This is a genomic window from Labrys sp. F242, from assembly GCF_057813875.1.
Window position 1 is genome coordinate 267,172 of record NZ_JBVASG010000002.1, and the last position, 13,429, is coordinate 280,600.

15 protein-coding genes are annotated in these 13,429 nt (G+C 63.8%); 4 read left to right on the forward strand and 11 right to left on the reverse strand.

Going from position 1 to position 13,429, the window contains the following annotated elements; translation table 11 throughout:
* Window positions 1–86: 86 nt before the first annotated feature.
* The 4 genes from ACZYTC_RS16825 to ACZYTC_RS16840 all read right to left on the reverse strand — a co-directional run bounded on the left by ACZYTC_RS16825 (window position 87) and on the right by ACZYTC_RS16840 (window position 3,815).
* A complete protein-coding gene (locus tag ACZYTC_RS16825; protein WP_434959341.1) occupies window positions 87–452 on the reverse strand; it encodes a RidA family protein in 366 nt (121 codons plus the stop codon).
* Between the two features lie 237 nt (window positions 453–689).
* Window positions 690–1,529: a carbohydrate ABC transporter permease gene (locus tag ACZYTC_RS16830; RefSeq protein WP_434959340.1), complete on the reverse strand. Its 840-nt coding sequence runs from the start codon at window positions 1,527–1,529 to the stop codon at window positions 690–692.
* Entirely contained in the window at window positions 1,526–2,395 is an 870-nt protein-coding gene (locus tag ACZYTC_RS16835) for a carbohydrate ABC transporter permease (RefSeq protein WP_488990138.1), read from the reverse strand. Before ACZYTC_RS16835 ends, ACZYTC_RS16830 begins: the two co-directional genes overlap by 4 nt.
* Before the next feature lie 184 nt (window positions 2,396–2,579).
* A complete protein-coding gene (locus ACZYTC_RS16840) occupies window positions 2,580–3,815 on the reverse strand; it encodes an ABC transporter substrate-binding protein (RefSeq protein ID WP_488990139.1) in 1,236 nt (411 codons plus the stop codon).
* A 270-nt stretch (window positions 3,816–4,085) separates the two neighbouring features.
* On the opposite strand from ACZYTC_RS16840, the gene ACZYTC_RS16845 reads away from it, so the two are divergent.
* The 4 genes from ACZYTC_RS16845 (at window position 4,086) to ACZYTC_RS16860 (ending at window position 7,184) form a co-directional block, all read left to right on the forward strand.
* Window positions 4,086–4,880, forward strand: a complete 795-nt coding sequence (locus ACZYTC_RS16845) for an SDR family oxidoreductase (RefSeq protein WP_488990140.1) — start codon at window positions 4,086–4,088, stop codon at window positions 4,878–4,880.
* Between the two features lies 1 nt (window position 4,881).
* Window positions 4,882–5,949: an ABC transporter ATP-binding protein gene (locus ACZYTC_RS16850; protein ID WP_434959336.1), complete on the forward strand. Its 1,068-nt coding sequence runs from the start codon at window positions 4,882–4,884 to the stop codon at window positions 5,947–5,949.
* A 246-nt stretch (window positions 5,950–6,195) separates the two neighbouring features.
* Window positions 6,196–6,684, forward strand: coding sequence for a hypothetical protein (locus ACZYTC_RS16855; protein ID WP_481273554.1), 489 nt, complete (start codon window positions 6,196–6,198; stop codon window positions 6,682–6,684).
* Between the two features lie 86 nt (window positions 6,685–6,770).
* Window positions 6,771–7,184, forward strand: coding sequence for a hypothetical protein (locus ACZYTC_RS16860; RefSeq protein ID WP_488990141.1), 414 nt, complete (start codon window positions 6,771–6,773; stop codon window positions 7,182–7,184).
* A gap of 51 nt (window positions 7,185–7,235) precedes the next feature.
* On the opposite strand, the gene ACZYTC_RS16865 is transcribed toward ACZYTC_RS16860, so the two are convergent.
* The 7 genes from ACZYTC_RS16865 to ACZYTC_RS16895 form a co-directional block, all read right to left on the reverse strand.
* Window positions 7,236–8,807: a GMC family oxidoreductase gene (locus tag ACZYTC_RS16865; protein ID WP_434959334.1), complete on the reverse strand. Its 1,572-nt coding sequence runs from the start codon at window positions 8,805–8,807 to the stop codon at window positions 7,236–7,238.
* Window positions 8,808–8,995: 188 nt separating this feature from the next.
* Window positions 8,996–9,532 carry a twin-arginine translocation signal domain-containing protein gene (locus ACZYTC_RS16870; RefSeq protein WP_434959333.1) on the reverse strand — a complete coding sequence of 179 codons (537 nt, stop codon included), beginning with the start codon at window positions 9,530–9,532 and terminating at the stop codon, window positions 8,996–8,998.
* 94 nt (window positions 9,533–9,626) lie between these two features.
* The gene (locus ACZYTC_RS16875) at window positions 9,627–10,001 is read right to left on the reverse strand and encodes a VOC family protein (RefSeq protein ID WP_454812107.1); all 375 of its coding nucleotides are present in this window, start codon (window positions 9,999–10,001) and stop codon (window positions 9,627–9,629) included.
* A gap of 30 nt (window positions 10,002–10,031) precedes the next feature.
* On the reverse strand, window positions 10,032–10,412 hold the full coding sequence (locus ACZYTC_RS16880; RefSeq protein WP_434959331.1) for a c-type cytochrome: 381 nt from the start codon (window positions 10,410–10,412) through the stop codon (window positions 10,032–10,034).
* Between the two features lie 183 nt (window positions 10,413–10,595).
* The gene (locus ACZYTC_RS16885; RefSeq protein WP_068289590.1) at window positions 10,596–10,907 is read right to left on the reverse strand and encodes a ribbon-helix-helix domain-containing protein; all 312 of its coding nucleotides are present in this window, start codon (window positions 10,905–10,907) and stop codon (window positions 10,596–10,598) included.
* 143 nt (window positions 10,908–11,050) lie between these two features.
* The gene (locus ACZYTC_RS16890; protein WP_434959330.1) at window positions 11,051–12,463 is read right to left on the reverse strand and encodes an MFS transporter; all 1,413 of its coding nucleotides are present in this window, start codon (window positions 12,461–12,463) and stop codon (window positions 11,051–11,053) included.
* 137 nt (window positions 12,464–12,600) lie between these two features.
* Window positions 12,601–13,350, reverse strand: coding sequence for a sulfite exporter TauE/SafE family protein (locus ACZYTC_RS16895; RefSeq protein WP_434959329.1), 750 nt, complete (start codon window positions 13,348–13,350; stop codon window positions 12,601–12,603).
* Between the last annotated feature and the right edge of the window lie 79 nt (window positions 13,351–13,429).

The following is a 13,429-nucleotide window of genomic DNA, read 5'->3' on the forward strand; positions in this document are numbered from 1 at the left end:
AGCGATAAGACAAAGAGCCAGTCTTGTCCAGTCCGAGAAGCGGGATTTTGGGGTGAGTCGAGAGACACTCCCTCACCCCTGGCCTTTCACAGCGGCTTGTAGGCGATCGCCTCGATCTCGATCTTGATGTCGATCATCAACCGGGCTTCCAGCGTGGTGCGTGCCGGCGGGTTGGCGGGGAAATAGCTGCCATAGACCTTGTTGAAAGCACCGAAATCGCGGGCATCGGCCAGGATCACGGTGGTCTTGACCACGTCCTCCAGCCCGGCCCCGGCCAGGGCCAGTGCCTTGCCGAGATTCTCCATCACCTGGCGGGTCTGCGCCTCGATGCCACCCGGCACCACCGAACCGTCCGGCAGGGTCGGCACCTGGCCGGAAATGTGAATGCTGTCACCCGCCCGAACGGCCGGGGACAGGGGGACATGGGAGGTGCCGAAATGCTGCTTGGTCATGGGAATTCCTTCAGAGCGATCAAAGACACGGCACTTGCCGCCCCCTCGCCCCACCTGCGGGGAGAGGGTAAGGGTGAGGGGCAGCATGGATGTCTGCCAAAACAAACGCTGAGCCGCCCCTCACCTCTATCCTCTCCCCGTAAATACGGGGAGAGGAGGCGCAAGCGTCGCGCTCATTTGTCACTCTTATCATCTCGCCCCACCGCTACGAGGCAGCAACACACGCGGATCGCTGTCTTACTTCACCGCACCTAGCGCCAGGCCGCGCATCAGATAGCGCTGCAGCCAGGTGAACAGGATCGCGATCGGGATGGTCGCCGCCAGGGCGGCCGCCATCACATAGTTCCATTCCACCGTGTAGCGCCCGGCCACCAGGTTCACCACCTGCAAGGGCAGTGTATAGGCCTCCTGCTTGCGCAGCATGGTGAGGGCGATGACATATTCGTTCCAGGCATTGATGAAGGTGAAGATCGCCGTCACCGCCATCGCCGGCAGCGCCAGCGGCAGGAATACCTTGACCAGCGTGGCGAAGGGACCGGCGCCCTCGATCCAGGCCGCCTCCTCCAGATCCTTGGGGATGGTGGAGAAATAGCTCTGCAGCATCCACACCGCGAAGGCGAGGTTGAAGGCAATGTAGATGAAGGTCACGCCGCTCAGGCTGTCGATCAGCTGAAAACCGAGGCGGTTGCCGAGTTCCACCAGGAGACGGAACAGGCCGAAGACCAGCACGATAGGTGACAGCATCTGCGAGATCAGCAGGAACTGCCGGAAGGCCCCGCGCGCGGCGAAGCGGTAGCGGCTGAGCGCATAGGCGGCGGGAATGGCGACGAGCACCGTCAGCACGGTGGTGACCAGCGACACGATCAGCGAATTGACGAGCGCCGGCCCGAAGGCGGTCTCGGTATACATGGTGATGAAATTGCTCCAGACCGGCCGGCTCGGCCACCAGGAGGAGGACAACATCTCCTCCGTCGGCTTGAGCGCAGTCACCAGCATCACGGCGAAGGGAAAGAGCGTGAGGACGACCAAAGGCGCCAGCAAGACCCAGTAGAGGATGGAGCGTTTGAGCTTGCTCATGCCTGTTCCTCCTCGCGCATGGCCAGCCGCACATAGATGATGGCGAAGACGAGCAGCAGCCCGAACATGATGATCGACACCGCTGCCGCCTCGCCGAACTTACCCAGGCGGAAGGCGAGCTTATAGAGATAGGTCACCAGGATGTCGGTGGAATTGGCCGGGCCGCCCTGCGTGGTCACCCAGATGATCGGGAAGGAATTGAACACGTTGATGGTGTTCATCACCAAGGCGATGTTGATGAAGGGCTTCAGCAGGGGCAGCGTGATGTGGGTGAATTGCTGCCAGCGGCTCGCGCCCTCCACCGCGCCGGCATCGTAGAGATCGTCGGGCACCGAGGAGAGGCCGCCGAGGAAGATCGTCACCGTGAAGGGAATCGAGACCAGGATGCCGATCAGGATCTGCATCGGGAAGGCGGTGGAGGCGTCCGCCAGCCATTCGATATTGCCGTCGATCAGCCCCAGGCCCCGCAGCCCGGAATTGAGCATGCCGCTCTCGCCGTTGAGCGCCCAGCGCCAGACCACCGCCGTCATGGCGAGCGACACTGCCCAGGGCAGCATGATGATGACGCGGGCCAGGCTCCGCCCGTAGAAATCGTCGTTGAGGATGAGGGCGATCGGCACAGAGACGATCAGCGTGCCAGCCACCACGCCCACAGTCCAGACCAGCGTGCGCCACAGCGCCGCGAGAAAATCGGGATCGGCGAACAGGGCCTGGAAATTGGCGAGGCCCGAAAACTCCCTGAGCATGCCGAAACGGTTGACGTCATGCAGCGAAATCTGGCCGATCTGGTAGAGCGGCCAGAAGATGATGAAGGCCGCCATCAGGAAGCTCGGCAGGATCAGAAGATAGGGTGTCGCACGCCCCATGCAGTGTGTGTCTCCTCGGCGCGAAGGGAATGGCTGATTGGTCTTTTACAGCACGAACTGTGCTGCCCCTCACCCTTACCCCAGTCCACTCCAAAAAGGAGTGGACTGGGGTAAGGGTGAGGGGCAGCGTATCGCTTACCCATGGAGCAGCGATCATTCGCTGCCGCCTCCACCCGTCATCCTGTTACTTCTTGGCGAGGATGCCGTTGACCTTGGCGGCAGCTTCCTTGAGCGTCGGCTCGATCTCGCCCTTGCCCAGATAGATGGTCTGGATCGCGTTGGAGGTCGTCTGGGCAATGTCCTCCCAGCCTGGGATCACCGGCGCGAAGATGGCGTTGGGCAGGAGGGAGGCGAACACCTTCAGGTCCGGATCGTCGGCGAAATGGGGATCCTGGGCTTCCTTGGCGTTCACCGGCAGGAAGCCTTCGTTCTTGTCGAAGGCGGTGCGCTGCTCGGTGGAGAACAGGAAGACGAGGAATTTGAAGGCCTCGTCCTTTACCTTGGAGTTCTCGAACAGCACGATCGAATCGGTCACGCCATAGGTAAAGGGCTTGCCTTCAGGCCCGACCGGGATCGGCGCCACGCCATATTTCAAATTGGGCGCTTCCTTCTTGATCTGGCCGGAGAGGAAGGGCGCGGTGATCACAGTGGCGACCTTGCCCTGCTTGAACAGGTTCTGCACGTCCTCACGGGCATAGGAGGTCACACCCGGCTCGGTGAGGCCGCCGTCGATGAAGCCCTTATAGAGCTTGGCGGCATCAATAGCCGCTTGGCTGTCGAGGCCGGACTTGCCGTCCTTGACGATCGTCCCGCCATTGGCCCACAGCCCGTAGTAGAAATAGACGTCCGTCTCGATTTCCTTGCCCTGCAGGCCGAAGGGAGCCACGTCAGGCGAAGACGCCTTGATCTTGGCGGCGGCGGCCTGGAAATCGGTCCAGGTCTTGGGGAACTCGGTCACGCCGGCTTTGGCGAAGACGTCCTTGTTGTAATACATGCCGCGGGCGGAAGCCGCGATCGGCAGACCGTAGGTCTTGCCGTCCATCACCGAAGGCGACAGGAAGGTCGGGATGAAGCTGCCCTTGAACTCGGGCGTGATGTAGCTGTCGAGCGGAGCGACCACACCCTGCGAGACATAATCGAGCAGCCAGCGCGTGCCGATGATCGAAAGATCGGCATTGGTGCCGGCCGAAATGTCGGTGGTCAGCTTCTGCTGAAGATTGTCCCACGGCACCACTTCGATCTCGACCTTGGTGTCGGGATTGGCTTTCTGGAACGCCTCCGCGGCTTCCTTGAAATAGGGGCCGGTCGCCTTCGAATATTCGGCGATGGTCACGCGCACCGTGCCCGCCTGTGCCGTGGCGGCGCAGGCCAGGAGACTGGCGCCTGCGAGCAGCATCGCCATCCGTCCGATCATTGTCATGAAACGTCCCCGTCCTTGTCATTGCTGCGGTCGTTGCCGCGCCCCCGCGCGCCTCGCCGCAAGAGGGCGCTAATGTTCCCCGTAATCGAAAACCGCGCAAGCAGATTTGACCAATCGGCACACAGCCGACGTGGAATTGTCAGTCCTATCGCATTACCCCCAATCTTCACTGGCGGGAGGCGGCATGCGGCTTTGCCTTCGCGCCATCGGCATGCATAGATGGCGCCTGTTTTCGTTCGCAAAGAACCATCCGTTCTCACGAGTCTCCCGATGTCCGATCCTGCCAGCCACCCCGATCCCTTCGGCCTCTCGGGGCGCCATGTCCTGGTCACCGGCGCCGGCGGGGGCATAGGGCGGGCAATGATCGAAGCCTTCCGCCACGCCGGCGCCATGGTCTCCGGCGCAGACAGGGATGCGTCCCTCCTGGAAAGCCTGCCTCTGCAGCACCGACTCGTTTTCGACCTCACCGACGCCAAGGCCTGCACCGATGCGATCACCGGATTGGTGGCACAGGGCAACACGCCTGACATCCTGGTCAACAATGCCGGTTTCACCCGCGCCGAGACGCTGGATGACGTCGACGACGCGGTCTGGGAAAGTGAGTTGGCCATCAACCTCACCGGCGCTTTCCATGTCACCCGGCCCGTGATGGAAGCGATGGTGGCGCGCGGCGGCGGCTCGGTCGTCTTCATCGCCTCGGTCAACGGGCTCGGCCATTACGGCAACCCGGCCTATTCGGCCGCCAAGGCCGGGCTGATCGCCTATGCCAAGTCGATCGCGGTGGAAGCCGGCCGGAACGGCATCCGCGCCAATGTGGTCTGCCCCGGCTCGGTGCGCACACCGGCCTGGGACCATCGCCTTGCCAAGGATCCGACGATCCTCGAAGATGTCGTCTCCCATTACCCTCTCGGGCGGATGGTGCGCCCCGAGGACGTCGCCAATGCCGCCGTCTTCCTGGCCTCCCCGCTCGCCGCCGGCGTGACGGGGGCGGTCCTGCCGGTCGATGGCGGCCTGACCGCCGGCAATCTGCGCTTCGTGCGCGACATCATCGAGAGGAGGTCGTGACATGGCGGGCCTGCAGGTCAAGGCGCTGCAAAAGCGATATGGCTCGGCCGTGATCCTCAAGGGCATCGACCTCGATGTCCGCGACGGCGAATTCGTGGTGCTGGTCGGCCCCTCCGGCTGCGGCAAGTCCACGCTGCTGCGCATGATCGCCGGTCTCGACGAGATTTCGGACGGGGAATTGTGGATCGGCTCGAAGCTTGCCAACAAGCTGTCGCCGCAGCAGCGCAACATCTCCATGGTGTTCCAGAGCTACGCTCTGTTTCCGCACATGACGACGCGCGCCAATATCGGCTTTGGCCCGCGCATGCGCGGCGAGAGCGCCCAATCGATCGAGCCGCGCGTCAAGAAGGCCGCCGGCGTGCTCAATCTCCACGACTATCTCGACCGCTATCCCCGCCAGCTCTCCGGCGGCCAGCGCCAGCGCGTTGCCATGGGCCGCACCATCGTGCGCCAGCCCGAGTTGTTCCTGTTCGACGAGCCGCTCTCCAATCTCGACGCCAAGCTGCGCGTGCAGATGCGCACCGAGATCAAGGCGCTGCACCAGGACCTGAAGACCACCATCGTCTATGTCACGCATGACCAGATCGAGGCTATGACCATGGCCGACCGCATCGTGGTGATGAATGCCGGTCATATCGAGCAGGTCGGCACGCCGCTCGAACTCTACGACCGGCCGGCCAACCGCTTCGTGGCGAGCTTCCTCGGCTCGCCCTCGATGGGCTTCATTCCCGGCACGGTCGAGAAGGGCGACGGCATACCCCGTTTGCGAACGCAGAACGGTCTCTCGCTGCCGATGGGCGACAGCACCGCTACCTCCGGCCAGGCCGTCGAGATCGGTATCCGCCCTGAGCATTTCCTGCTCGGCAATGAACAGAACGGCTTTCCCTTCGTGGTCGGCGTGGTCGAGCCCACCGGGGCGGAGACCCATCTGTTCGGTACCATCGACGGCATCGCGATGCGCGCCGTGTTCCGCGAGCGCCTGTCGCCCCAGCCGGGCGAGACGCTCCACCTCAATGTCGACCGTGCGAATGTCCACGTCTTCGATCCGCAGAGCGGTGCGCGGTTGTAAGGCGGGAGGCTAGGGATTTCGTGCCTCTGGTCTCGCTGAGGGTCGTGCGAGACGGGGTGGTCAATGAAGAGACTCGACGCTCGCGCCCACTCGCCCCGCTTCTTGCGGGGAGAAGTAAGGTGAGGGGCAGCGATAAGTCCGCACATACTGCACAGCCCCTCACCCCTGCCCTCTCCCCGTAAACGGGGCGAAGGGGGTCTCAGTGTCGCGCCAGCTATTCAAACCGTTTTCCTTTCAGGACCTTGCATGCCCTTCGACACCAATCCCTTCCCCGACGATCCCGAACGCCACGCCCTGTGGGAGATGCTGGTCCGCCGCGACATCGAGGCCTATCTCAAGGCGGACTGGCCGGCGGTGGAGGGCGATTTCCTCGCCGAAAGCTTCTTCGGCCTGAGCGGCCTCAAATCCGCCAATCCGGACGAATGGCGCATGATCTTTCCGCGCCTCGATGATTACCGCGACCGCTGGCTGAGCCAGGCCAGGCTCTCGGCGGCCACCGCCTATGCCGAACCGCGCCGCGAGGCGCTCTATCGCATCACTTCGCTGCAAGAGATCGACATCAACGGCGAGCGGGCGGTGGCACACAAGAAGTTCGACGGCACCATCGCCAAGGCCGACGGCAGCATCGATGCCATCAACTGGCAGACCCTTTATCTGTGCAACCGGGTCGACGGAAACTGGAAGATCGCCGGCTTCGTCGGTTACCTGCCCAATCCGATGGGGACAGCAAGCTGAGCAGGGCGGGCTGACATCGACGCTATTGCCGCCCCGTGCCATGGTTTGGGCTGAAGCCTCCGACAACAACGAAAAGATGGCCGGGAATGCGCGTCAATCATGAAAGTCCGTCCCTCCGACGCAAGCTGCCCTTCTCTATCGCCCTCCTCTTCGTTGTAGGCAGCGGCATCGCCCTGGCAGCCTGCGCATCGGGAAGCGGCATCGACAAGCGGCAGGTCCGTCAGGACGCCGCCGCCAGATGCGCCAGCGCCCAGGACAAAACCGGTTGCCAGCAAGCCCAAAGCCGGCGGCTTGTCGACGAGGGGTACACCTCGATCTGCCGCGCCAAGGGGCTGGCGGACCATTCCCCGGCGATGAAACGCTGCAGGGGCGAACTTGCCTATGCCGACTGCGTCCGCACCATCAGCGATTATCAGGGCTACGCCGCCCAGATGAATCCGCGCGGCCCCTGGGAAGCCCCACCCAGCGCCGTCTGCAAGAGCCATCTGGTCGCGGATTGAGCAGGATTTTACGGTGCGGGAGGCTCACTCGGCGCCTCCCGCGCCTCGTCCCTACAGCTCCCCCTTCTTCAGGCTGGAAGCGATGAAGTCGGCCTGCCGGATGGCGAGCGCCACGATGGTCAATGTGGGATTCTCCGCGCCTCCGCTGGTGAACTGGCTGCCATCCGAGACGAACAGATTCTTGATGTCGTGCGTCTGGCCGTGCTTGTTGACCACGCCATCGGAAGCCTTGGCACTCATGCGGTTGGTGCCGAGATTGTGGGTGGAGGGATAGGGCGGCGTCGGGAAGGTCCTGACGGCGCCCACAGCCTCATAGATCGCCCGCCCCTGCCGATAGGCATGGTTGCGCATGGCGGTGTCGTTCTCGTGGTCGTCGAAATGCACATTGGCGACCGGCATGCCCGCCTTGTCCTTGGCGCTTGCATGCAGGGTGATGCGGTTGGCCTCGCTCGGCATGTCCTCGCCGACGATCCACATGCCGGCCATGTGGTCGTAACTGTCGAGGGCGGAGGTGAAGGATCGCCCCCAGGCGCCGGGATCGAGGAAGGCTGCCATGAAGGGCAGGCCGAGCGACAGCGTCTCCAGCTCATAGCCGCCGGCGAAGCCGCGCTTGGGGTCGTGGCGCGCCTCGTCCCGCACGATGCCGGCCATGGTAGTGCCGCGATACATGTGCACCGGCTTTTCGAAAACGCCGTAGACCGAGCCGGTGGTATGGCGCATGTAGTTGCGGCCGACCTGGCCGGAGCTGTTGGCCAAGCCGTCCGGGAACAGGTTCGAGGCCGAGTTGAGCAGCAGACGCGGGCTCTCAATGGAATTGCCGGCAACCGCGACGACGCGCGCCTTCTGGCGCTGCGTCTTGCCGTCCTTGTCGAGATAGACCACGCCGGTGACCTTGCCCTTCGCATCATGCTCGATCTTGACGGCCTGGCTGTTCGGCCGAACCTCGAGATTGCCGGTCTCCTCTCCCTTCGGGATCTCGGCATAGAGGGTCGACCATTTCGCGCCCGATTTGCAGCCCTGGAAACAGAAGCCGATCTGCTGGCAGGAGCCGCGCCCGTCGCGCGGCTGGCTGTTGATCGCCATGCGCCCGGTATGCACTTCCTTGTAGCCGAGCTTCTTGGCGCCGGCTTCCAGCACCTTGTAGTTGTTGTTGCCGGGCAGGCCGGGAATGTTGTTGGTGCGTGTCACCCCCATCTTGTCCTCGGCCTTGGCATAATAGGGCTCGAGTTCGGCGAGGGTGATCGGCCAATCCAGAAGATTGGCACCCGGCAGGCTGCCATAGGTGGAACGGATCTTGAACTCGTGTTCCTGGAGGCGCAGCGAGGCGCCGGCCCAGTGCACGCTCGATCCGCCGACCGCCTTGACGATCCAGGCCGGCAAATTGGGGAAGTCCTTGTGCACGCGCCAGCTTCCGGAAGTGGTGCGCATGTCCTTCCAGGCGAGTTGGCCGAAGCTCTCCCACTCGTCGTTGACGAAGTCCTCGATCTCGTAGCGGCCGCCTGCTTCCAGGATCACGACCTTCACGCCCTTGAGGGCCAGTTCGGTGCCCAGCGTGCCGCCGCCGGCGCCGGAGCCGACGATCACCACGACGGAATCGTCGTTCAGATCAAAAGGAGCTGCCATGGTTCTGTCTCCTCCAGGGCGTCTTGCGCATGGACGGGCTCGTCTCAGGCCGCAAGGACGCGTCGAACCAAAGAATGAGAGTAAAAATGCGTTCTCGCTGAAACGCGCTTTGCTCGGGAATGGGTGCCGCCGGCAGGAAGACCCGGCCGGTCAGAATGATCGAGGGAATCCGGTTTCTGCAGGCCGGGTCAGAGCCACTCGATGTCGGAGAAGCCACGGTTGATGTAGCCGCCCTTGTCGGCGGAGGAGCCCTCATAGCCGAAGAGCGGCCAGACCTCCTTCTGGTTGTAGAGGCCGACCACGAGGCCTGAGCGCACGGCACCGAAGAAGGGCGATGCCTCGACCTTTCGAAGGATCGCAAGCCTCTCCTCTTCCCAGCCGAGATCGGCGTAGCGCTTGCCCCCTGCTGCGGCGGCCAGCCCGTCCAGCGTGGTCACGCCATCCTCGAACAGCGCCTTGCTGGCCGCATCCTTGCCCGCCTTGGCATCGAAGTCCTTGACGGCAATGGCGTAATAGCGATCGGGCAGCCGGTCGTGGGGATAGATGTCGCGCGACATCCGGATCAGCGTTTCCAGCGTCTCCGGCTTCAGCGTGGTGGCGTCCAGCGCCCAGGCCTCCCGCGGGCAATAGAGCGCGCCGCCGGAGACCACCAGCGCAACGCCGGTCGCAGCCGAGACGATAAAACCGCGACGGGACAGTTCACCCGCCTGCCTGGCTTTCTTCATGTTGTCCTCCCTGCATGTTGCGCCGGGGCTGCCATCGGCGCCCCGGTCTGCCGTTCTTGTGACGCCGAGCGGCCGCCTACAGGCGGCCGTTGGGCTATTTGTAGCGCCCGCCCCGCTGCAGCACCTCGATCTTGTAGCCGTCCGGATCCTGGATGAAGAAGAAGCGAGCGGCTCCCGAGCCATCCGGGAAGGACAGGGTCTTCAAATCGCCGGGTGCGAGGCCGAGGGCCGAGATCTTCGCATGCGTCGCAGCAAGGTCCGGCACGGAGATCGCCAGGTGGCCATAGCCGTCCCCGAGCTGATAGGGCTCGGTACGACCCTTGTTGACCGTCAGTTCCAGCTCGAAGCCGGTCTCGTCGCTAAGATAGATCAGGGTGAAGCTCTCGAAGGCGAAGCGGCCGGCGACATCCAGCCCAAAGGCCTTGCGATAGAAATCGACCGAACGCTCCTCGTCGAGAACGCGGATCATGCTGTGAATCATGCCCATGGGAACTGGCCTCTACTTTTGAACGCTGAGTGACTTGAGATAGGCAATGATCCGCGCCCGCTTGGCGGGATCGGCCTGGCGATAGGGCATGGTGGTGCCCGGCTTAAAGGCCTGGGCATTGGTGATCCACTTGTCGAGGCTGTCGCCATCCCAGGCGAAGCCGGCATTGGCGAGGGCCGCCGAATATTTGTAACCCGGATAGGTTCCCGCCTTGCGGCCGACGATCTCGGCCAGGTTCGGCCCCTGGCGTGGACCCGCCTTGGGATCGACGACATGACAGGTGCCGCAGCTGGTGACGAACTGCTTCTGGGCGGCGACGAGATCGTCGTCCGCCTGGGCGGTGGAGATGCCGAGCAGCCAGGCTCCCGCCATGACGGCAAGCGCCTTGCCCATCCCTCCTTGCGTCCCACCCATCATGACCGCCTGTTTGGTTTGCGACTATGGACAGGAGGTTAGGTGCCGGCTTCAGACACCGGGTAGTAATATTGCATTACACGTCGAGAATTCGGAAAATAGGTTGTCTTCAGCCAAAGCAGCGCGAAGCCCTGGCAGAACCGAGAGCAACGGCTGCCGGCCCTACTCCGCGGCGACGAGATCGAAGGCGGCAGGCCGGCGCGAAGCGGCCGGTCGCAGCTCGGCGACATATTTCAGGCAGCAGCAGCGCAGGAGCGAGGTAAAGTTGCGGACGTCGCCGTGAAGGTCCAGCACTTCGTCATGCAGGCGGGTGACGAAACGGCCGAGCGACATGCCCTGGTCGACCGCAAGCTCCTCCAGAATGTCCCAATAGACGGCTTCGAGGCGAATCGAGGTCGCGTGCCCGCCGATACGCACCGAACGCGTATGCGTCTCATAGGTCTCCGGCGGCTGGGAGGCGAACAGATGGCACATGGCATTCCCCCGATCGGTGCGTCCTTGCAATGCCTGCCGATTGCGGCACGTCGCAAAACGCTTTGCTTTCTTTGACTCTTTCCAAAGAGAGCGGGTCTGTCAATCGATGAACGTCGCGCCCGGGCGTTGCTGGTATCGGGATGCTATTTCGCGCCTGCTCGCCGAACCCTGAGCTCGTTGCCGGCCTTGGCATCGAGGCCGATCATGTCGAGGATGGCGATGAAGGCGATCAATCCGATCACCGCGAAGGCGATCTGGAAATCGATCAGCGGCAGCGAGCCGTTCGTGCCCGGGAACCACAGCTCGGCAAGGCGCAGTGCTGCGGCAGCCACGCCGACGCCCAGGCCCATCGACATCTGTTGGGCGACGTTGAAGAGGGTGTTCGCCCCGCTCATGCGCGCTTCCGGCACGTCGGCGAAGGCGATGGTATTGAGGGCGGTGAACTGCATCGACCGCGTCAGGCCACTGGCGAACAGCAAGGCGCAGATCAGCGGGAAGGGCGTCGCCGGTGTCAGCAGCGCATAGGAAGAGATCAGCACGGCGTTGGCGAGGCCGTTGCCGAGCAGCACCTGGCGGAAGCTGAAGCGCCGCAGCACCGGCGTGGTGAAGGGCTTCATCACGATATTGCCGGCAAACACCCACAGCACCAGCAGGCCGGCCTGGTAGGCATCGAGCCCGAAGGCGAGCTGGAACATCAGGGGCGCCAGGAAGGGCACCGCGCCGATGGCGACGCGGAACACTGAGCCGCCCAAGATGGTGATGGAGAAGCTGCGGATGCGCAGGGCCCAGGGATCGACCAGGGGATGCTCAGCCCGCCTTGCATGGAGAACGGCGACTGTCGTGACCACGGCGCTCGCCGCCAGCCAGATCGCCGCCAGGGACATCGAGCTGTCCTGTCGCGAGATCAGGTCGAGGCCGTACATCAGGCCGAAGCAGGCAACGCCGATCAAGACGAAGCCGGTCCAGTCGAACGGCTTGGCGCCATCCGGCTTGCCGGCGGGGATCAGCTTCATGGTGAGGATGAAGCCGATGATGCCGAGCGGCACGTTGAGGAAGAAGATCCAGTGCCAGGTCGCATAGGTGGCGAGGAAGCCGCCGATGGGCGGGCCGAGCACGGGCGCCGCCAGGCCCGGCCAGGTGATGGTGGCGATCGCCCGCATCAGGTCCTGCTTGGCGGTATTGCGCAGCACGATCAGCCGCCCCACCGGCACCATCAGGGCGCCGCCGACGCCCTGCAGGATCCGCGCCGCCGTGAAGACCGGCAGGCTGGAACTGAGGCCGCACAGGATCGAGGCCACGGTGAAGATTACGATGGCCCAGCCGAACACGGCACGCGGGCCATATCTATCGGCGACCCAGCCGCTCGCCGGGATCAGCACGGCCAGAGTGAGCAGATAGGCAGAGATGCCGATATTGAGGTCGATCGGCTGCACGCCGAAGGATTCGGCCATCTGTGGCAGGGCGCTGACCACCACCGTGCCGTCCAGCATCTCCATGAAATAGGCGCCTGCGACGAGAAAGGCCAGGATGGAACTGCTCGCCGGCTTGGATGTCATGAAAGTCGGTTCCGAAGGCTGAAGGCGGCGGAAAGTTTCTGCCGCGCCATTGGTCGGACCATAGAAAAAGAAGACGAGACTGGAAAGGAAAAGCTGAAGATGGACCTAAAAGAGAACGATCGTTTCCAAATTCATTTTCACGCATAGGCCCTGACGAAGAAGGCTACGGTCATGCCGATCGCGATCACCAACGTAGCGAGGCGCACGGCGGCGGATGGCAGACGGCGGCCCGCCTGGGCACCGAGATAGCCGCCCGCGAGCGCCCCGCCTCCCACCATCAGCGTCTGCGTCCATTCCACCGCCCCGGCGAGCGCGAAGCAGAGGACGGCGGCGCTATTGGCGGCGGTGACCATCAGCGTGCGCGCTGGGTTCAGCGCCTTGAAGTCGGCTCCATCGAGCAGGCTCCAGGCCGCGATCATCATCAGCCCGACGGCGCCGCCGAAATAGCCGCCATAAAGGCCGAGCAGGACCTGGATCGCCAGCACCACGGCAGGTCCCGCCGTCAGCCGCGCCCGCAACACAGCGCCGAGCCGAGGCCCGGCCGCCAGCATGAGGGTGGCGACCAGCAAGAGCCAGGGAAGCAGCTGGTCGAACATCGAGGTCGGCGTCCACAAGAGCAGCAGCGCGCCTGCCAAGCCGCCGGCCAGCGTAACCGCGAGCATCCATCCAGCCGGCGCGCCGCAGATCGGGTCAAAGCCGCTGCGATAGACATAAGCGCTGGCCGCGCCGCCGGGATAGAGCGCCACCGTACTCGAAGCATTCGCCGCAACCGAAGGCACGCCCGCAGCGATCAGGGCCGGCAGCGTCACGAAGGAACCGCCGCCCGCCATGGCGTTCATCGCGCCAGCAAGCAGCCCGGCACCAGCAAGCAGGAGAAAATCGGACATGCAGGCTTCCTGACATTCGGCCGTCTGCTTGACAATCGGGAAGATCCGATCCCTTCCTTCGGATAAAACGAAGGAAAGG